Origin of the sequence: Streptomyces nigrescens (assembly GCF_027626975.1) — a bacterium.
Taxonomy (GTDB): domain Bacteria; phylum Actinomycetota; class Actinomycetes; order Streptomycetales; family Streptomycetaceae; genus Streptomyces; species Streptomyces nigrescens.
This window is the reverse complement of record NZ_CP114203.1, coordinates 5,944,979-5,962,598: the sequence shown is the minus strand read 5'-3', so window position 1 is coordinate 5,962,598 and position 17,620 is coordinate 5,944,979. Positions and strand designations below refer to the sequence as shown.

Here is a 17,620-nt window from a genome sequence, read left to right as displayed (position 1 = left end):
ACAGATACCGCCCGGTGTTCCGTGGGCTACAGCTACTGCCCGGTGTTCCGTGGGCTACAGGTACAGCCCGGTCGAGTCCTCCGCGCCCTCCAGGCGCTCCGCGGCCACCGCATGCAGATCGCGCTCACGCATCAGCACATACGCCACACCGCGCACCTCGACCTCGGCCCGGTCCTCCGGGTCGTACAGCACCCGGTCCCCGACCTCCACGGTCCGCACGTTCTGCCCGACCGCGACCACCTCGGCCCAGGCCAGGCGGCGGCCGACCGCCGCGGTCGCGGGAATGACGATGCCCCCGGTCGAGCGGCGCTCGCCCTCGGGGATGTCCGTCCGGACCAGCACACGGTCGTGCAGCATCCGGATCGGCAGCTTGTCGTGGGTGTCCTTGGCGTTATTCGGGCTCACGGCATGACGGTACCTGCCCGGCGACGCCCGGCACGCACCGCGGGCCGCCCCGGGCCCGGGGCGGCGCAGACCGCCTAGCCGCGCCGCCTGGCGCGCAGCGTCAGCAGGCCCACCACGGCCACACCGATCAGCGCCACCGGAACGATCCGCTCCAGCCGCGGCGCCCCGTCCTCCGACACCAGCTGCGCCCGCACATCCGTCACCGCGCGATTGGCGGCCACATAGGCCCGCCCCGCCGTACGGTCCACGACGGCCGCCGCCCTCGCCTTGGCGTCATCCATGATCGTCTTCGGGTGCAGCCGCACACCGATCTCGTCGAGCGTGACGGCGAGCTCCTGCCGCCTGCGGACGATGTCCGCCTCGATCTGCGCCGGGGTCCTGGCTTCCGCCACCGCGCTGCCTCCGTCGTCTCGCGCCGCTGCGTACGGGGGCCGGGCACGGGGCCCCGTACGGAACCGGCCACACCACTGACTGCCGATTCGTGATGGACAGTCTGTCAGCTCACACCCCCACGCGCCCCACAGCACCCCCGTTTCGCGCACCCGAGGCGCCCCCGGCACCACTCCGCACCCCGGCTGGCTAATGTCGGGGCGTACGGATCCACCCTAAGGAGAGCCATGAGCGCGCGACTGCAGCCCGGCGACACCGCCCCCGCCTTCACCCTGCCCGACGCGGACGGCAAGCAGGTCTCGCTCGCCGACCACAAGGGCCGCAAGGTCATCGTCTACTTCTACCCGGCCGCCCTGACCCCCGGCTGCACCAAGCAGGCCTGCGACTTCACCGACAACCTCGACTTCCTCGCCGGCCACGGCTACGACGTCATCGGCATCTCCCCCGACAAGCCGGAGAAGCTCGCCAAGTTCCGCGAGAAGGAAGAGCTCAAGGTCACCCTGCTCGGCGACCCCGACAAGGCGGTCCTGGAGGCCTACGGCGCCTTCGGCGAGAAGAAGCTCTACGGCAAGACCGTCACCGGCGTCATCCGCTCCACCGTCATCCTCGACGAGGACGGCAAGGTCGAGCGCGCCCTCTACAACGTCAAGGCCACCGGCCACGTCGCCAAGATCATCAAGGACCTGGGGCTGTAACCGCGAGGTCGGGCACCGCCCGGTCCGGCAGCTCCAGCACGGCCTCGGCGCCGCCCTCCGCGGCGGCGCCGAAGTCCAGCCGCGCACCCAGCACCTCCGCCTGGCCGGCCGCGATCGTCAGCCCCAGCCCGTGCCCGGTGCCCCGCTCCGGCGCGGCCGTACGGAACCGCCGCGGCCCCTCGGCACACAACTCCGCCGGATAGCCCGGACCGTGATCGCGCACCACGATCCGCGAACCGGCCACCACCACCTCGATCGGCGGCTTGCCGTGCTTGGCCGCGTTCGCCAGCAGATTCACCAGCACCCGCTCCACCCGCCGCCGGTCCGTCTCCACGATCCGCGGCTCCCCCTCCACGGTCACCGACACCTCGTCGGCCTCGTCGACCCCGCGCTGCCGCGCCGCCCGCTGCACGATCCCGCGCACCAGCGACGGCAGCTCACAGGCGTCCACATCCGCCCGTTCCACCCCCGCGTCCAGCCGCGACACCTCCAGCAGATCCTCCACCAGCCGCCGCATCGCCTGCGCCCGGTCGCGCACCAGCTCCACCGCCCGCGGCTGCGGCAACAGCTCCGCCGCCGCCACCAGCCCGGCCACCGGCGTCCGCAGCTCATGCGCCACATCCGCGGTGAACTCCCGCTCCGCCTCCACCCGCGCCGCCAGCGACGTCGCCATGTGATGCACACTGCGGCCCAACTCGGCCACCTCGTCACGGCCGTTGCTCGCCAGCGCGTCCGCGTCCGGTGCCGCGCCCGCCGCGATCCGCCGCGCCGCCGCCGCGCTCATCCGCAGCCGCCGCGACAGCCGCTGCGCCACGAACCACGACACCCCCGCCATCAGCGTGACCGTGCCGCACCCCGCGATCAGCAGCGCCCGGTCCAGCGTCACCTGCGCCGGATCGTCATCCGGATACGCCGCCGACACCGACAGCGACCGCGTCGGCGCTCTCCCGTCGCCGCCCCCGACCCCGGTCGCCGCCCACACCCGCGGATCCTCACCACCGCTGACATACGTCCCCGACTGGTTCTGGAACACCGCGTCCCGCAACGGCACCGGCAAGGTCGCATCGTCCAGCTGCGCCCCCAGCGCGAGCGTGCCGTCCCGCTCGTAGATCTGCAGCGCCGAACTCAACCGGTCGTCCTGATACGCCCGCGCCGACCGCTCCCGCTCCGCATCCGCTATGTGGTGCACGGCAAACCCGAGCACCACCACGGCCAGCGCGGTCATACAGGAAATGGCCAGGGCGATCCGGCCTCGAATGCCCATCACGCGAGGTTGTACATCTCCGTCGTGTCACCGAGCGGCGTCGAGCCCTCGTACGTCACCTCAAGACCGGTGAAGGCCAGCGCCCCGCCGATCCGCTCCGGATCACGGAGGCGGAAGGTGGCCGGGAAACCGGCATCCGTGCCCACGCCGGAATCCGTCCTCTCCACCTGCACCACACCCACCCCCAGCGCCTCCCGCTCCCCGTAGTACTTCCACGAGATCGCGGTCGCCACCATCTCCGCATCCTCGCAGGTCAGCGTAATCACATGCGGTTTGGTCTCCGGCTTCCCGCGCCCGCAGTCCCGGACCCCCGGCAGCCCCCCGGACTGCTTGCCGTCGTCCTTCACGTCCTGCACCGCCGAGGTCTTCGGCGCGGCGTCCACCGCCGACGCACGGTCCGACGACTGCCCGAACCACACCCCGCCGGCCGCCAGCGCCGTCACCACGACAAAGGCCGCCAGCGCGGTACGCCCCCGAACCCAGCGGGCCCCTTCGCGGTCCGTCATCACGCTCTCCTCCCGGGGACGACGCCCCGTACCCCCACAGCAAACACGAATGCCGCCCCCCGCGCTGACACTCTCCCGTCCCCGCGACACAGGCTGATTGCTTGAACACTGCAGTGACCACTCGGCTGTGTACCAGTCCTGTAACAAGGCCTGCCGCACCTCTGGCGCACCCCCGCCACGGCCCTGTCACCACCCCGCCCCGGCACTCCGGACGGACCGGCCGCACGTGACATACCTCAATTCATCCGGCCGGAGTGGTTTGGATCCACGCTCCGCTGCGCAGGCGCACCTGTCGTATCCCACCGCGCACCACGCGCTGACCGACCCGAGAGGACCGCCTCGTGCCGACCGGCAGCACCGAAGCCGACCCCGCTCCCGAACAGGACCGGGAAGCGCTCAAGCGCCACCGGGTGCTCTTCCGTGCCGTCGCCCGGCGCAAGAACCCCAAACTGCGGCGCACCGACATCACCGTCACCGACGAACGCGTCGTCAAGCGCGCCGTGAAAGCCGCCGCGCTCGGCAACGCCATGGAATGGTTCGACTTCGGGATCTACAGCTATCTCGCGGTCACCATCGGCAAGGTCTTCTTCCCCGGCGGCAGCGACACCGCCAGCCTGCTGTCGTCCTTCGCGACCTTCGCCGTGGCCTTCCTCGTACGGCCCCTCGGCGGCGCCTACTTCGGCCCCCTCGGCGACCGCATCGGCCGCAAGAAGGTCCTCGCCCTCACCATGATCATGATGGCGCTGGGCACCCTCTGCATCGGGCTGATCCCGTCCTACGCCGCCATCGGCTTCTGGTCGCCCGTCCTGCTCATCCTCTTCCGCCTCGTCCAGGGCTTCTCCACCGGCGGTGAGTACGGCGGCGCCTCCACCTTCATCGCCGAGTACGCCCCCGACAAGAAGCGCGGTTTCTTCGGCAGCTTCCTGGAGATGGGCACCCTCATCGGCTACACCGGCGCCGCCGGCATCGTGCTGCTGCTCAACACCACCCTCGGCGACGAGGCCATGGTCAGCTGGGGCTGGCGCCTGCCGTTCCTGATCGCCGGCCCGCTCGGCCTGGTCGGTCTCTACCTGCGGGTCAAGCTCGACGAGACCCCCGCCTTCCAGAAGTTCGAGGCCGCCCAGACCCACGGCGGCGGCAACTCGGCCGTCGAGACCGAGGCGGAGTTCTCCCACCTCTCCGAGAACGCCCCCAAGAAGAAGATCGGCGAGATCTTCACCCAGCAGTGGCCCACCCTCATCCTCTGCATCGCCCTGGTCGGCGCGTACAACATCACCGACTACATGCTGCTGTCGTACATGCCGACCTACCTGACGGACACCCTCCACTACGAGGAGTCCCACGGCCTGCTGATCCTCCTCGGCACCATGGCCGTCCTGATGTGCGTCCTCAGCACCGTCGGCAAACTCAGCGACCGCTACGGCCGCAAGCCCCTGCTGATGACCGGCATGCTCGGCTTCTTCGTCCTCGCGATCCCGGCCTTCCTCCTCGTCAAGCAGGGCAGCGTCCCCGCGGTCTGCGGCGGCATGGCCCTCCTCGGCCTCTCCCTGGTCTGCCTCCTGGGCACCATGTCCGCCGCCCTGCCCGCCCTCTTCCCCACCAACGTCCGCTACGGCTCCCTGTCCATCGGCTACAACCTGGCCGTCTCCCTCTTCGGCGGCACCACCCCCCTGGTGATCACCGCCCTCATGGACGTCTTCGACAAGAACGTGATGGTCCCCGCCTACTACACAATGGGCGCCGCCCTGGTAGGCGTCATCGCAGTCGCCTGCATGAAGGAAACCGCCCAACAGCCCCTCGAAGGCTCCCCACCCTCCGTAGCCACCAAGGAAGAAGCCGTCGAACTCATCGAGGCCCAATCCCCCGAACCGCGCTTCTGACCTGCGCGACACCCCCTCTGCGGGCCCCGGGATCCCCCTCCCCGGGGCCCGCATCCTTGTCTCGCCTACTTGCCGTGGCCGTAACCGGCCCTGCATTCGATCGTTGTTCTGTTCGAGGGGCGCACGGGGGCCTGGTGCGCGGGACGGGGGAATCATGCCGGTCAAGTACACGCCCGAGCGGCTTGCCGAGGCCGCACGCGCCTGCTGGTCGTTCGACGACGCCGTGCGATGGTTCGGCGGGACACCGTCGCCCGGCAGCAGACGCTACCTGCGCGCAAGAATGCGGGAAGCAGGCGTCGACACCGCGCACTTCGCTCCCCCTGGCGTACGGCACACCGAGTCCCGGCTTCGTGAGCTGGTGGCCTGCTCGCACAGCATCGCCGAGGTCGTACGCCGCCTCGGCATCAGCCCGGTCGGCGGAAATCAAGCACACATCGGCAGGCGCATCGCCGAACTGGGCATCGATACCTCGCACTTCACCGCAACGTCCCGCGCACGCACCAAGAGCACCAGGCGCGACCCTCTGGTTCTCGGCTCGCCGGCCGACGGCCGCACCGGAGGCGAGCGCCTGCGCAAGAACCTGCTGCGCCGGGGAGCTCCGGAGCGGTGTGCGATATGCGGCACGGGCACGGAATGGAACGGCAAGCCATTGCGCCTGGAAGTCGATCACCTCAACGGTGACTGGTGGGACAACCGCGCGGCCAACTTACGCTTGCTGTGTCCCAACTGCCATGCGGTGACCGACACTTACCGTGGCCGTAAGCCACGGCGGAAGTGACGTCCCGCCCATGGCCCGGCACCCGACCTACACCCGCGACCTGCTGACCCGTACAGCCGCTGACTCCACCAGTCTGGTCGACATGCTGCGCCGGCTCGACGCGCCCTTGGGCAGCGGTCCGCGCAGATACTTACGCGACCGGTTGAAACACCATGGCGTCGACACCACGCACTTCGTCGATGAGGCGCTCCCGCCTCGTCAGCGCCGTGCGTACACCCGGGCCCTGCTCGGAGAAGCCGCCGCGCAGTCCCACAGCATCCGGGAGATGCTGGAGTACATGGAGGTTCCGCCCTACGACAGCGCGTACACGCACCTCTACAGGAAGCTGGAGCAATTCGGCATCGACATCTCCCACTTCACCCGCCGCGGGCGTGGCTCTGCCCTGCTCCCACGCCGTCAACTGGAAATGGCCGTGGTCGCCTCACAGAGCCTCGCCGGAGTCCTCGCCCACCTCGGCCGGACCGACAACAGCACATCCCGGAGAGCACTGAAACGCAGCATCGAGGCATACGGCCTGTCGACCGAGCACTTCACCGGTCAGGGCCACAGGCGTGGGCTTCCCTCGCCGTCCCGCAAGTCTGCCGACAACATCCTGCGGCAACGCGAACCCGGTTCCCGGCGCGAGAAGACGGTGTTCCTACGCCGCGCCCTCGACGAGAACAAGGTTCCCCGGAGGTGCTCGGAATGCAGCCTCGGGGACACCTGGCAGGGCAAGCGGCTCGTCCTGGAAATCGACCACATCAACGGTGACCGGCTGGACAATCGTCTGGAGAACCTGCGCTATCTGTGCCCTTCGTGCCACAGCCAGACGAGGACTTTCTCCTGCCGGTCAGCGCACCCGGCCATCCCCGCGCAACCCCGCGCCCGGGCACAGTAAGGTAGGCGCGCGGGCCCGTACCCCAGCTGGCTAGAGGGCGCCGGTTTAGGTCCGGTGTGTCGTGGGTTCGAGTCCCACCGGGCCCACCTGCGCGTACGGCCTCCCGGTCCTCGGACCGGGAGGCCGTTTTGCTGTCCGGCCTCAGCCCAACAACTCCCGCACCACCGGTGCCAACGCCCGGAAGGCCTCGCCGCGATGGCTGATGGCGTTCTTTTCAGCGGGGGTCAGTTCGGCGCAGGTACGGGTGTCGCCGAGGGGCTGGAGGATGGGGTCGTAGCCGAAGCCGCCGGTGCCGGAGGGGGTGTGGCGGAGGGTGCCCTTGAGGGTGCCCTCGACGACGCGTTCGGTGCCGTCGGGCAGGGCGAGGGCGGCGGCGCAGGCGAAGTGGGCGCCGCGGTGCTCGTCGGCGATGTCGCCGAGCTGGGCCAGGAGCAGGTCCAGGTTGGCCCGGTCGTCGCCGTGGGTGCCGGCCCAGCGCGCGGAGAAGATGCCGGGCGCGCCGCCGAGGACGTCGACACAGAGGCCGGAGTCGTCGGCGACGGCGGGGCAGCCGGTGGCCTGGGCGAGGGCGTGGGCCTTGAGGAGGGCGTTCTCGGCGAAGGTGACGCCGGTTTCCTTGACGTCGGGGATGTGGGGGTAGGCATCGGCACCGACGAGTTCGATGCCGAGGTCGGCCGCGTCGAGGATGGCGCGGAGTTCACTGACCTTGCCGGCGTTGCGGGTGGCGAGGATGAGGCGGCGGGGGTGAGCGGAGGGTCCGCCGGTGTGAGTCTGCATGGGACCCGATTATCCCGGCTATCCCGGGGTGCAGATCTTGGTCATTTCGCCGGTCCCGTCGACGATCGGCTGGATGTCGGGGGCCTTGTTGTTGTCGAGGTCCTTGCGGGCGGCCTTGATGCCGTCGTTCGTCTTGTCGATGGCCTTGGACAGGTCCGGGTCGCTCGCGTCCTTGCTGAGCTTGCGCAGCTTCGCGTCGATGTCGTCGAGGGCCTGCTGGGTCTTCTGCGGGTCGCTGACGGCGGTGTCCGCGGCCTGCTGGAGCTTGTCGACGGCGCTGACGACGGAGGACGCGGTGTTGGCGCAGTCCATGGCCTTCTGGACCGCTCCGCAGGCGGAGAGCAGCGGTATCGCGAGGGTGGCGGCGGCGAGCGCGGCGAGTGCGGTGGTGGCGGGGCGACGCTGCGGGCGCGTGCGGTGGGCCATGGCGCGGGGTTCCTTCCCTTGGGGGTGTTCGGGTAAAGGAAGAAACGCGGGGCGGGGTTGTTTTGGTTGCGCGAGTACGCCGACCGTCCGCACCCCCGAACCCCACCGTGAGCCGCGCCCCGTCCGTCGGATGAGGCCGGGTCCGTCAGATGAGGCCGGTCTGGGTGAGCAGCATGGCGAGGGCGACGACGAGGGTCCAGCCGAGGATGTTCTCCAGGAGCCGGGAGTCGTCTCCGGGCCCGCCGGTGCGGGCGCGGGTGCGGGGCGCGGTGGCAGCGGTGGCAGCGGTCGTGGACATGGGTCCACAGTGCGGGTGCCGTGGTGGCTTTTCCAGAGCGGGGGGCGCCATGAGAAAAGGGTCACAGGGGGAGGTTTGCGGGTCCTCCCCCTGTGGTGGGTGGCTTCATGCGGTGGGCGGCGGTGCGCTCCGGGTGTCCGGGGCGCGGGCCGGTGTGCCGCGCCGGGTGCTCAGAGCGTGCGGGCCAGTGCCGCCCGCTGGGCGCCGTCGAGTTCGGCGCAGCCGGCGACGGCGAGGTCGAGGAGGGCGTTGAGTTCGTCGCGGGCGAAGGGTTCGGCCTCGGCGGTGCCCTGGACCTCGACGAAGCGGCCGTCGCCGGTGCAGACGACGTTCATGTCGGTCTCGGCGCGGACGTCCTCTTCGTAGCAGAGGTCGAGGAGGGGGGTGCCGTCGACGATGCCGACGCTGACGGCGGAGACGGTTCCGGTGAGGGGCTTGCGGCCGTGCCGGATGAGCTTCTTGCCCTGGGCCCAGGTGATGGCGTCGGCGAGGGCGACGTAGGCGCCGGTGATGGCGGCGGTGCGGGTGCCGCCGTCGGCCTGGAGGACGTCGCAGTCCAGGACGATGGTGTTCTCGCCGAGGGCCTTGTAGTCGATGACGGCGCGCAGGGAGCGGCCGATGAGGCGGCTGATCTCGTGGGTGCGGCCGCCGATCTTGCCGCGTACGGATTCGCGGTCGCCGCGGGTGTTGGTGGAGCGGGGCAGCATCGAGTATTCGGCGGTGACCCAGCCTTCGCCGGTGCCCTTGCGCCAGCGCGGGACGCCTTCGGTGACGGAGGCGGTGCAGAAGACTTTGGTGTCGCCGAAGGAGATGAGGACGGAGCCTTCGGCGTGCTTGCTCCAGCCGCGTTCGATGGTGACCGGGCGGAGCTGTTCGGGGGTGCGGCCGTCGGTGCGAGACATGGCGTAGACCCTATCGGGAACGGCGAGGGCCCCACTCCGGGGCGGTGGACGTCCGGTGCGGGGCCTTCGGGAGTGACCTGGGGTCAGCTCACATCATGTCTTCGATCTCGGCGGCGATGGGGTCGGCGTCGGTGCCGATGACGACCTGGATCGCGGTGCCCATCTTGACGACGCCGTGGGCGCCAGCGGCCTTGAGGGCGGCCTCGTCGACGAGGGAGGAGTCGACGACCTCGGTGCGGAGGCGGGTGATGCAGCCCTCGACCTCTTCGATGTTGTCGAGTCCGCCGAGCCCGGCGACGATCTTCTCAGCCTTGCTGGCCATGTCCACTCCTGCTTGTCTCGGCCGCCGGCGGTCCCGCCGTGCGGTTTTCACACCGTAACGCACGTTCAGCCCAACTATGTGGGCGTTTGTCCGCTGTCTGACGAAGGATGGCGATCACCGGAGTGCGCGCCGGACAGCCGGAAAAACGGCTGCGGCGCGCACCCCTGAGTGGTCTACACCACCAGTATGAGGCAAGCACCAGGGCGGTTGTCGACGGGCCGACCGCCGGGAGGACGGGAATGAGCGCGAACGCGGCGGCGGCACCGAGGAAGAGCTGGGGGGCGCACCTCTACCAGGGCCTGCAGAAGATGGGGCGCAGTCTGCAGTTGCCGATTGCCGTCCTGCCCGCCGCGGGGATTCTCAACCGTCTTGGCCAGCCGGACGTGTTCGGCGAGAAGGGCCTGGGCTGGGACGCCGTCGGCAAGGTGTTCGCGGCCGCGGGCGGTGCGCTGCTGGATTCGGGGCTCGGTCTGCCGCTGCTGTTCTGTATCGGTGTGGCGATCGGTATGGCCAAGAAGTCGGACGGGTCGACGGCGCTGGCGGCGGTGACCGGTTTTCTCGTCTACTTCTCGGTGCTGCACGCGTTCCCGTCCGGTTGTGGCGCGGGCCAGACGTACACCCAGGCCGGCCTGTGGACCGGTGTGTGCCTGGACAGGACGGATACGGTCACGCAGGCGGAGTTCCAGAATCCGGGGGTGTTCGGCGGCATCGTCATGGGATTTCTGTCCGCGTGGCTCTGGCAGCGCTTTCACCGGGTGAAGCTGGTGGACTGGCTGGGGTTCTTCAACGGCCGCCGGCTGGTCCCGATCATCATGGCCTTCGTCGGCCTGGTCTTCGCGGTGCTGTGTCTGTTCGTGTGGCAGCCGATCGGCGATGCGCTGACGAGCTTCAGTGAATGGCTGTCGGGGCTGGGGGAATGGGGCTCGGGGATTTTCGGTGTCGCCAACCGTGCGCTGCTGGTGATCGGCCTGCATCAGTTCCTGAACACCTTCGTCTGGTTCCAGTTCGGCAGTTTCACCAAGCCGGACGGCACGGTCGTCCACGGTGACATCAACCGGTTCCTGGCGGGCGATCCGGATGCGGGGCAGTTCACCACCGGGTTCTTCCCGATCATGATGTTCGCGCTGCCGGCGGCGGCGCTGGCGATCGCGCACTGCGCCAAGCCGCATCGCCGCAAGGAGATCGCGGGCATGATGCTGTCGGTCGGTCTGACGTCGTTCGTGACGGGTGTGACCGAGCCGATCGAGTATTCATTCATGTTCGTCGCGCCGGTGCTGTACGCGATCCACGCGGTGCTGACGGGTGTGTCGATGGCGTTGAGCTGGGCGCTGGGGGTGCACGACAGCTTCAGCTTCTCGGCGGGGCTGATCGACTACGTCATCAACTGGGGGCTGGCGACCAAACCCTGGCTGATCATTCCCATCGGTCTGTGTTTCGCGGCGGTGTATTACGCCCTCTTCCGTTTCGTGATCACGAAATTCAATCTGTCGACGCCCGGCCGCGAGCCGGATGAGGTGGGGGACGCGATGGAGCGGGAGAACGTGAAGTAGGACCCGGCCCGGAACACCCGCCGGGAGCGGCCGCACAGGCCGCCGCCCGGCCTTCCGGGACGCTTTTGCCGGCCTCTGAGTCCACTGACCAGGGGCCGGTCGCCATGTGGTCCACACCACTTGGAAGAATGGATTCCTTTATGTCGGGGCTACGTGCTAAGAATGGTCTAAACCACTAGTGGTGTAGACCAAGGTGTAGACCAAGCGCGGGCCGTCCCCCCTTCGAGTGCCCGCCTCACCAGGAGGAATCCGATGAGTTCGGCCACCGCCACGAAGGCGGCTCCCGCGAAGAAGCGGGGCTCCGGCCTGTTCCAGGGCCTGCAGAAGATCGGCCGCAGCCTCCAGCTGCCGATCGCCGTCCTGCCCGCCGCGGGCATCCTCAACCGCCTCGGCCAGCCGGACGTGTTCGGCGAGAAGGGCCTGGGCTGGATCGACGTCAGCAAGGTCTTCGCCGCTGCCGGTGGCGCGGTCTTCGACAATCTGCCGCTGCTCTTCTGCATAGGCGTCGCCATCGGCTTCGCGAAGAAGTCCGATGGCTCGACGGCGCTCGCCGCGCTGGTCGGCTTCCTGGTCTACAGCAATGTCCTCAAGGCGTTCCCGGTCACGGAAGGCCACATCGAGAAGGGCGAGTGGGTCGAGCCGGTCCTCAACAACCCCGGCGTCCTCGGCGGCATCATCATGGGCCTGCTCTCCGCGGTCCTGTGGCAGCGCTACCACCGCAAGAAGCTGGTGGACTGGCTGGGCTTCTTCAACGGCCGCCGGCTGGTCCCGATCATCATGGCCTTCGTGGGCACCGCCGTCGGCGTGCTCTTCCTGCTGATCTGGGAGCCCATCGGCGACGGGATCTCCGCCTTCGGCGAGTGGATGACCGGCCTCGGTGCCGGCGGCGCCGGTCTCTTCGGTCTGATCAACCGCGCGCTGCTGCCGATCGGCATGCACCAGTTCGTCAACACCGTCTCGTGGTTCCAGCTCGGTGACTTCACCGACGCCGCGGGCAAGGTCGCGCACGGCGACATCGGCCGCTTCTTCGCGGGTGACCCGTCCGCCGGCCAGTTCATGTCCGGCTTCTTCCCGATCATGATGTTCGGCCTGCCGGCCGCCGCCCTCGCCATCGCGCACACCGCCCGCCCCGAGCGCCGCAAGGCCGTCCTGGGCATGATGATCTCGCTCGCGCTGACCTCCTTCGTCTGCGGTATCACCGAGCCGATCGAGTTCTCGTTCATGTTCATCGCGCCGGTGCTCTACGCGATCCACGCGGTGCTGACCGCCCTCTCGATGGCCCTCACCTGGGCGCTCGGCGTGCACGACGGCTTCACCTTCTCCGCCGGCTTCATCGACTACGCGCTGAACTGGAGCCTGGCCACCAAGCCCTGGATGATCATCCCGATCGGCCTGGTCTTCGCGGTCGTCTACTACGCGCTGTTCCGCTTCGCGATCACCAAGTTCAACCTCACCACCCCGGGCCGGGAGCCCGAGGAAGAGGTCGAGGACCTGACGAAGGCGTAGCCGCGCCGGCCACGGCACGCACAAGGGCCCCGGAACCGCACCACGGTTCCGGGGCCCTTCGCCGTTGCGCCCGGGCGCACCGCCCGGCCTCAGATCTCGTAGACCGCGCCCGCCTTGGCGGCCTCGACCGGGCCGTCATAGACCTTCTGGGCGTCGCGGATGCTGATGTCGGCGTCGGTCCACGGCGGGATGTGGGTCAGCACCAGCCGCCCCACGCCGGCCCGCCGGGCGCTCTCGCCGGCCTCCCGGCCGTTGAGGTGCAGATCCGGGATGTCTTCCTTGCCGTAGGTGAAGGACGCCTCGCACAGGAAGAAGTCGGCGCCCTCGGCGAGCGACTCCAGCGGCTCGCAGGGTCCGGTGTCCCCGGAGTACGTCAGGGTCCGGCCGCCGTGCTCGATACGGAAGCCGAAGGCCTCCACCGGGTGGCTGACGCGTTCCGTACGGATCGTGAACGGCCCGATGGTGAAGGTGCCGGGGGTCAGGGTGCGGAATTCGAAGACCTCGCTCATCGCGCCGTCGTGCGGCACATCGGCGTGGGCGACGGTCAGTCGCCGCTCGGTGCCGGCCGGCCCATAGACCGGCATCGGCGCACAACGCCCGCCGTCCGGGCGGTAATAGCGGACGACGAAATAGCCGCACAGATCGATGCAGTGGTCCGCATGCAGATGCGACAGGAGTACGGCATCCAGGTCATAGAGGCCGGAGTGGCGCTGCAGCTCGCCCAGGGCGCCGTTGCCCATGTCGAGGAGCAGCCTGAAGCCGTCGGCCTCCAGGAGGTAGCTCGAGCAGGCCGATTCCATGGAAGGGAACGACCCCGAGCATCCGACGACAGTGAGCTTCATACGGGCGTGAACCTCCGTGGGCGGGGGCGGCGGCCGGCTTTTCCATGCGGGGATTCCCGGCGGGGCCCTGCCGGGGTGTTGCCGGGTCCTTGGCGGTCTGTGCGGTGCCCACGAGCGTAAGCCGCAAAAGGTCCTGTGGCTCCTCCAGCGGGGCGAGCTGTGGGCGGAATCACCAGTCTGGGCTGTCGCCCCGTACGCCCGTACGCAGGACCGCTACCGCCGTGGAATGGCGCCTGTCCCCCGCCGTCCGCGGAGTGCCCCCGGCCTTCGGCGCCGGGGGCACTGCCCTAGGCCCAGAGCTGGCCCTGCAGCGTGGCGATGGCGGCCTCGGTCGACTCGGCGGTGTAGACGCCGGTGGAGAGGTACTTCCAGCCGCCGTCGGCGACGACGAAGACGATGTCGGCGCTCTGGCCCGCCTTGACCGCCTTCTTGGCGACACCGATCGCGGCGTGCAGCGCCGCGCCGGTGGAGATGCCCGCGAAGATGCCTTCCTCGGCGAGGAGTTCGCGGGTGCGGCGGACCGCGTCCTCGGAGCCGACCGAGAAGCGGGTGGTGAGCACGGACTCGTCGTAGAGCTCGGGGATGAAGCCCTCGTCGAGGTTGCGCAGACCGTAGACGACGTCGTCGTAGCGCGGTTCGGCGGCGACGATCTGGATGCCCGGGACCTGCTCGCGCAGATAGCGGCCGACGCCCATGAGCGTGCCGGTGGTGCCCAGACCGGCCACGAAGTGGGTGACGGAGGGGAGGTCGGCGAGGATCTCGGGGCCGGTGGTGGCGTAGTGCGCACCGGCGTTGTCGGGGTTGCCGTACTGGTAGAGCATCACCCAGTCGGGGTGCTCGGCGGACAGCTCCTTGGCCACCCGGACGGCGGTGTTGGAGCCGCCGGCCGCGGGCGAGGAGATGATCTCGGCACCCCACATGGCGAGCAGCTCGCGCCGCTCGGACGAGGTGTTCTCCGGCATGACGCACACGATGCGGTAGCCCTTGAGCTTGGCCGCCATGGCGAGCGAGATGCCGGTGTTGCCGCTGGTCGGTTCGAGGATGGTGCAGCCGGGGGTGAGCCGGCCGTCCTTCTCGGCCTGTTCGATCATGTGCAGCGCGGGACGGTCCTTGACCGAGCCCGTGGGGTTGCGGTCCTCCAGCTTCGCCCAGATACGGACGTCGTCGGAGGGTGAGAGGCGCGGGAGGCGGACGAGAGGGGTGTTCCCGACCGCCGCCAGCGGGGAGTCGTAACGCATCAGCGCATGCCGCCGGCCACGGCCGGGAGGATCGTCACGTTGTCGCCGTCGGCGAGCTTGGTGGAGATGCCCTCCAGGAAGCGGACGTCCTCGTCGTTGAGGTAAACGTTCACGAAGCGGCGCAGCTGCTCGCCCTCGACAAGGCGCTCGCGGATGCCGGTGTGCCGGCTGTCCAGGTCGGTGAAGAGGTCGGCGAGGGTCTCTCCGCTGCCCTCGACGGCTTTCTGGCCGTCGGTGTAGGTGCGCAGGATGGTCGGGATTCGGACCTCGATGGCCATGGGAGTGCTCCTGTCGGAGTGCGGTGGCGGATGCTGTGCGTCCCGGTGCACTGCGGTCGGCAGGCCGGGAGGGCGTCGGGTGACGCGGGAAGTGCGGGTGGCGCGCGCCGCGCGCCCGAAGGGGCCGGTCAGGCGCCGGCGCAGCGCGGACAGATGGCGCTGGAAAGGCGGCACAGATCCACGTGCAGCCGTGCGGCTCCGCAGCCGAACGCGCCCAGCAGCGCGGATGCGGAGCGACGCGTGGCGAGCGGAGCGAGCAGCAGCATGCCCGGCCTCTTCTCGCTCACGTCGTGGTCAACCATGCGGTCATCGTATCGATTCCCGGTCCGGGTATTGGAACCTCGTCCCATGATGCGGACGATCGGTGTACACCAGGTGGGACGCGCTCAGGAGTACGCCGCCACGACCTCGACCTCTTCCTCCGTGACCTCGCCGTTCACGATCCTGAACGAGCGGAACTGGAAGGGCCCGGCATCGTCGGCGTCGGCGGTGGATACCAGGACATAGTGGGCATCGGGCTCGTTCGCGTAGGAGATGTCGGTGCGCGAGGGGTAGGCCTCGGTGGCGGTGTGCGAGTGATAGATGATCACCGGCTCCTCGTCCCGGTCGTCCATCTCGCGGTAGAGCTTGAGCAGGTCGGAGGAGTCGAATTCATAGAAGGTGGGCGAGCGGGCGGCGTTCAGCATCGGGATGAACCGCTCGGGGCGGCCGCTGCCTGCCGGGCCCGCGACCACGCCACAGGCCTCGTCGGGGTGGTCCTGGCGGGAGTGCTCGACGATCTGGTCGAAGAGGGCCTTGGTGAGGGTCAGCATGGCGCCAAGAATAGCCAGCGGGCCCGTACGTACCGAAGAGTGGTACTTACGGGCCCGCATGCTGGACAGTCGGGCGGCTCCGCCGACCGTCCGGGGTGCTGCCTCAGCTCTTGGTGTCCTTGGCGGCGGCTTCCTTCGGCGCCCCGCCGGCCGCCAGGGCCGCCGCGTCCCGCCGCTTGATGCAGAGGTAGCCGACGGCCAGGACGAGCGCCCACACGGGCGCCGCGTAGAGCGCGGCCCGGGCGTCCTTGTCGACACCCATCATCACGATCACCATGCCGATGAAGGCCAGCGCGAAGACCGAGGTGAAGGGGCTGCCGGGGGCCTTGAAATCGGACTGCGGCAGCTCACCGCGGTTCGCCTTGGCGCGGTAGCGCAGCTGCGAGGCCAGGATGACGATCCACGCCCACATACCGGAGATGGTGGCGAAGGAGACGACGTAGTTGAACGCCTCACCGGGCCACTTGTAGTTGATGTAGACGCCGAACAGCATCATCGCGACCGAGACGCCGGTGCCCCAGGTGGGCAGACCGTTCTTGCTGAGCTTGGTGAAGAACTTCGGTCCCTGGCCGTTGAGCGCGAGGTCACGCAGCATCCGGCCGGTGGAGTACATGCCCGAGTTCGCCGAGGAGAGCGCGGCGGTCAGCACGACGAAGTTGACGATGCCGGCACCGGCCGGCAGGCCGATCTGCTGGAAGGCGGCGACGAAGGGGCTGACGCCCGGCTCGAACGCCGTCCAGCTGACGACGGACAGGATGATGATCAGCGCACCGATGTAGAAGAGGCCGATCCGCCACGGCACGGTGTTGATCGCCTTGGGCAGGACCTTCTTGGGGTCGGTCGCCTCGCCCGCGGTGACGCCGACGAGTTCGACGGCGAGGAAGGCGAACATCACGATCTGCAGCGTCATCAGCGTGCCGCCGATGCCCTTGGGGAAGAACCCGCCGTCGGACCACAGGAGGCTGAAGGAGGCGGTGTCACCGGCGTCGGAGAAGCCGAGGGTGATCACGCCGAGGCCGATCAGGATCATGCCGATGATCGCGGTGACCTTGACCATCGAGAACCAGAATTCCAGCTCACCGAAGATCTTCACGGAGATCAGGTTGATACCGAAGAGCGCACACGTGAAGACGAGTGCCGAGGCCCATTGCGGGATGCCCTTGTTCCAGTGCTGCACATACGTGGCGGCGGCGGTCACTTCGGTGATGCCGGTGACGACCCAGAACAGCCAGTACGTCCAGCCGGTCACGAAGCCGATGAACGGGCCGAGGAATTCGCGTCCGTACTCCGAGAAGGAGCCGGAGACGGGCCGGTACATGAGCAGTTCGCCCAGGGCCCGCATGATGAAGAAGATGACCAGCCCGACGATGGCGTAGGCGAGGATGATGCTCGGCCCGGCCATCGAGATCGCCTTGCCGGCCCCGAGAAAGAGGCCGGTACCGATGGCGCCGCCAATGGCGATCATCTGGATCTGACGGTTTCCCAGCCCCCGCTGGTAGCCCTCTTCCGGGGCTTGTCCAGGTGCCTCGCTGCCGTCGTGCTGCTTGTCGACCTGCACAGAGGTCATGAGTGGTGCGCCTTTCTCCATTCCGACCCGGTCTGTCCGGATCGGGTCCCGATCCCCCCGGATGGAGTTCCTGCACGCCGACGGTCGGCCGGCTCAAGCGCTCCCGCAGCGACAGGGGTGGCGTCGCTCACGGCAGGTCGTGAACATTTAACACGCGCCACTGAAGATCGACTAGAGATGGCGTGAACCGAACCACAAGGAAAACAGGACAAGTTGCGCGAACAACGGCAAGCCGCACCACCGCAGTGATGCGATCGTTATCCGGATTTGAGCATCCGCTGAGCGAACACTCGGCGAATTCCAGGGG

General features: G+C 69.0%; 21 protein-coding genes and 1 tRNA gene. 7 read left to right on the top strand and 15 right to left on the bottom strand.

The annotated features are described in order from the left end of the window. Positions 1-54: 54 nt before the first annotated feature. Positions 55-357 (bottom strand): GroES family chaperonin, encoded by a 303-nt coding sequence (locus STRNI_RS26595; RefSeq protein ID WP_042155576.1) that lies wholly within the window; start codon positions 355-357, stop codon positions 55-57. Between the two features lie 122 nt (positions 358-479). Next, entirely contained in the window at positions 480-797 is a 318-nt protein-coding gene (locus STRNI_RS26590; RefSeq protein ID WP_018091318.1) for a DUF3618 domain-containing protein, read from the bottom strand. A gap of 225 nt (positions 798-1,022) precedes the next feature. Here STRNI_RS26590 and bcp point away from each other — a divergent pair, with 225 nt between their 5' ends. Further along, on the top strand, positions 1,023-1,490 hold the full coding sequence (gene bcp / locus STRNI_RS26585) for a thioredoxin-dependent thiol peroxidase (RefSeq protein WP_018091317.1): 468 nt from the start codon (positions 1,023-1,025) through the stop codon (positions 1,488-1,490). On the opposite strand, the gene STRNI_RS26580 is transcribed toward bcp, so the two are convergent. Beyond that, a complete protein-coding gene (locus STRNI_RS26580) occupies positions 1,471-2,754 on the bottom strand; it encodes a sensor histidine kinase (protein ID WP_266442997.1) in 1,284 nt (427 codons plus the stop codon). The genes bcp and STRNI_RS26580 overlap by 20 nt on opposite strands. Continuing rightward, positions 2,754-3,260 carry a hypothetical protein gene (locus STRNI_RS26575; protein ID WP_018091315.1) on the bottom strand — a complete coding sequence of 169 codons (507 nt, stop codon included), beginning with the start codon at positions 3,258-3,260 and terminating at the stop codon, positions 2,754-2,756. The genes STRNI_RS26580 and STRNI_RS26575 overlap by 1 nt, the downstream gene beginning before the upstream one ends. A 341-nt stretch (positions 3,261-3,601) precedes the next feature. Here STRNI_RS26575 and STRNI_RS26570 point away from each other — a divergent pair, with 341 nt between their 5' ends. The 4 genes from STRNI_RS26570 (at position 3,602) to STRNI_RS26555 (ending at position 6,881) form a co-directional block, all read left to right on the top strand. Then, entirely contained in the window at positions 3,602-5,140 is a 1,539-nt protein-coding gene (locus STRNI_RS26570) for an MFS transporter (protein WP_093646465.1), read from the top strand. Between the two features lie 154 nt (positions 5,141-5,294). Further along, the gene (locus STRNI_RS26565) at positions 5,295-5,918 is read left to right on the top strand and encodes an HNH endonuclease signature motif containing protein (protein WP_277412143.1); all 624 of its coding nucleotides are present in this window, start codon (positions 5,295-5,297) and stop codon (positions 5,916-5,918) included. Between the two features lie 10 nt (positions 5,919-5,928). Further along, the gene (locus tag STRNI_RS26560) at positions 5,929-6,795 is read left to right on the top strand and encodes an HNH endonuclease signature motif containing protein (protein ID WP_277412142.1); all 867 of its coding nucleotides are present in this window, start codon (positions 5,929-5,931) and stop codon (positions 6,793-6,795) included. Between the two features lie 11 nt (positions 6,796-6,806). After that, a tRNA-Leu gene (locus STRNI_RS26555) sits at positions 6,807-6,881 on the top strand. Positions 6,882-6,936: 55 nt separating this feature from the next. Here STRNI_RS26555 and rdgB read toward each other — a convergent pair. From rdgB to STRNI_RS26530, 5 genes are all read right to left on the bottom strand, one after another. Then, positions 6,937-7,572 carry an RdgB/HAM1 family non-canonical purine NTP pyrophosphatase gene (gene rdgB / locus STRNI_RS26550; protein WP_277412141.1) on the bottom strand — a complete coding sequence of 212 codons (636 nt, stop codon included), beginning with the start codon at positions 7,570-7,572 and terminating at the stop codon, positions 6,937-6,939. Positions 7,573-7,590: 18 nt separating this feature from the next. After that, complete coding sequence (locus tag STRNI_RS26545; RefSeq protein ID WP_018091310.1) at positions 7,591-7,998, bottom strand: hypothetical protein; 408 nt, start codon at positions 7,996-7,998, stop codon at positions 7,591-7,593. A gap of 145 nt (positions 7,999-8,143) precedes the next feature. After that, positions 8,144-8,296 (bottom strand): SCO1431 family membrane protein, encoded by a 153-nt coding sequence (locus STRNI_RS26540; protein WP_266442984.1) that lies wholly within the window; start codon positions 8,294-8,296, stop codon positions 8,144-8,146. Between the two features lie 170 nt (positions 8,297-8,466). Beyond that, complete coding sequence (rph, locus tag STRNI_RS26535; RefSeq protein WP_277412140.1) at positions 8,467-9,198, bottom strand: ribonuclease PH; 732 nt, start codon at positions 9,196-9,198, stop codon at positions 8,467-8,469. 88 nt (positions 9,199-9,286) lie between these two features. After that, positions 9,287-9,526, bottom strand: a complete 240-nt coding sequence (locus STRNI_RS26530; protein WP_208683897.1) for a PTS sugar transporter subunit IIB — start codon at positions 9,524-9,526, stop codon at positions 9,287-9,289. Between the two features lie 233 nt (positions 9,527-9,759). Here STRNI_RS26530 and STRNI_RS26525 point away from each other — a divergent pair, with 233 nt between their 5' ends. Then, positions 9,760-11,070, top strand: a complete 1,311-nt coding sequence (locus STRNI_RS26525) for a PTS transporter subunit EIIC (RefSeq protein ID WP_159489383.1) — start codon at positions 9,760-9,762, stop codon at positions 11,068-11,070. Between the two features lie 252 nt (positions 11,071-11,322). Further along, the gene (locus STRNI_RS26520) at positions 11,323-12,576 is read left to right on the top strand and encodes a PTS transporter subunit EIIC (RefSeq protein WP_018091305.1); all 1,254 of its coding nucleotides are present in this window, start codon (positions 11,323-11,325) and stop codon (positions 12,574-12,576) included. 89 nt (positions 12,577-12,665) lie between these two features. Here the strand turns inward: STRNI_RS26520 and STRNI_RS26515 are convergent, their stop codons facing one another. From STRNI_RS26515 to STRNI_RS26490, 6 genes are all read right to left on the bottom strand, one after another. Next, entirely contained in the window at positions 12,666-13,418 is a 753-nt protein-coding gene (locus STRNI_RS26515) for an MBL fold metallo-hydrolase (RefSeq protein ID WP_018091304.1), read from the bottom strand. 287 nt (positions 13,419-13,705) lie between these two features. Continuing rightward, positions 13,706-14,656 (bottom strand): PLP-dependent cysteine synthase family protein, encoded by a 951-nt coding sequence (locus STRNI_RS26510; RefSeq protein WP_026169916.1) that lies wholly within the window; start codon positions 14,654-14,656, stop codon positions 13,706-13,708. Further along, complete coding sequence (locus tag STRNI_RS26505; protein ID WP_109890030.1) at positions 14,656-14,934, bottom strand: MoaD/ThiS family protein; 279 nt, start codon at positions 14,932-14,934, stop codon at positions 14,656-14,658. Before STRNI_RS26505 ends, STRNI_RS26510 begins: the two co-directional genes overlap by 1 nt. A 128-nt stretch (positions 14,935-15,062) precedes the next feature. Continuing rightward, complete coding sequence (locus STRNI_RS26500) at positions 15,063-15,236, bottom strand: putative leader peptide (RefSeq protein ID WP_018091301.1); 174 nt, start codon at positions 15,234-15,236, stop codon at positions 15,063-15,065. Positions 15,237-15,320: 84 nt separating this feature from the next. Further along, complete coding sequence (locus tag STRNI_RS26495) at positions 15,321-15,746, bottom strand: M67 family metallopeptidase (protein WP_266442966.1); 426 nt, start codon at positions 15,744-15,746, stop codon at positions 15,321-15,323. Positions 15,747-15,849: 103 nt separating this feature from the next. Then, positions 15,850-17,313: an amino acid permease gene (locus STRNI_RS26490; RefSeq protein WP_159488139.1), complete on the bottom strand. Its 1,464-nt coding sequence runs from the start codon at positions 17,311-17,313 to the stop codon at positions 15,850-15,852. Positions 17,314-17,620 lie beyond the last annotated feature (307 nt).

Bases quoted from the DNA above. Each gene is read 5' to 3' on its own strand.
- STRNI_RS26595 (WP_042155576.1), bottom strand. From the start codon at position 357: ATGCTGCACGACCGTGTGCTGGTCCGGACGGACATCCCCGAGGGCGAG.
- bcp (WP_018091317.1), top strand. From the start codon at position 1,023: ATGAGCGCGCGACTGCAGCCCGGCGACACCGCCCCCGCCTTCACCCTG.
- STRNI_RS26580 (WP_266442997.1), bottom strand. From the start codon at position 2,754: ATGGGCATTCGAGGCCGGATCGCCCTGGCCATTTCCTGTATGACCGCG.
- STRNI_RS26575 (WP_018091315.1), bottom strand. From the start codon at position 3,260: ATGACGGACCGCGAAGGGGCCCGCTGGGTTCGGGGGCGTACCGCGCTG.
- STRNI_RS26565 (WP_277412143.1), top strand. From the start codon at position 5,295: ATGCCGGTCAAGTACACGCCCGAGCGGCTTGCCGAGGCCGCACGCGCC.
- STRNI_RS26560 (WP_277412142.1), top strand. From the start codon at position 5,929: ATGGCCCGGCACCCGACCTACACCCGCGACCTGCTGACCCGTACAGCC.
- rdgB (WP_277412141.1), bottom strand. From the start codon at position 7,572: ATGCAGACTCACACCGGCGGACCCTCCGCTCACCCCCGCCGCCTCATC.
- STRNI_RS26545 (WP_018091310.1), bottom strand. From the start codon at position 7,998: ATGGCCCACCGCACGCGCCCGCAGCGTCGCCCCGCCACCACCGCACTC.
- STRNI_RS26540 (WP_266442984.1), bottom strand. From the start codon at position 8,296: ATGTCCACGACCGCTGCCACCGCTGCCACCGCGCCCCGCACCCGCGCC.
- rph (WP_277412140.1), bottom strand. From the start codon at position 9,198: ATGTCTCGCACCGACGGCCGCACCCCCGAACAGCTCCGCCCGGTCACC.
- STRNI_RS26525 (WP_159489383.1), top strand. From the start codon at position 9,760: ATGAGCGCGAACGCGGCGGCGGCACCGAGGAAGAGCTGGGGGGCGCAC.
- STRNI_RS26520 (WP_018091305.1), top strand. From the start codon at position 11,323: ATGAGTTCGGCCACCGCCACGAAGGCGGCTCCCGCGAAGAAGCGGGGC.
- STRNI_RS26515 (WP_018091304.1), bottom strand. From the start codon at position 13,418: ATGAAGCTCACTGTCGTCGGATGCTCGGGGTCGTTCCCTTCCATGGAA.
- STRNI_RS26510 (WP_026169916.1), bottom strand. From the start codon at position 14,656: ATGCGTTACGACTCCCCGCTGGCGGCGGTCGGGAACACCCCTCTCGTC.
- STRNI_RS26505 (WP_109890030.1), bottom strand. From the start codon at position 14,934: ATGGCCATCGAGGTCCGAATCCCGACCATCCTGCGCACCTACACCGAC.
- STRNI_RS26500 (WP_018091301.1), bottom strand. From the start codon at position 15,236: ATGGTTGACCACGACGTGAGCGAGAAGAGGCCGGGCATGCTGCTGCTC.
- STRNI_RS26495 (WP_266442966.1), bottom strand. From the start codon at position 15,746: ATGCTGACCCTCACCAAGGCCCTCTTCGACCAGATCGTCGAGCACTCC.
- STRNI_RS26490 (WP_159488139.1), bottom strand. From the start codon at position 17,313: ATGACCTCTGTGCAGGTCGACAAGCAGCACGACGGCAGCGAGGCACCT.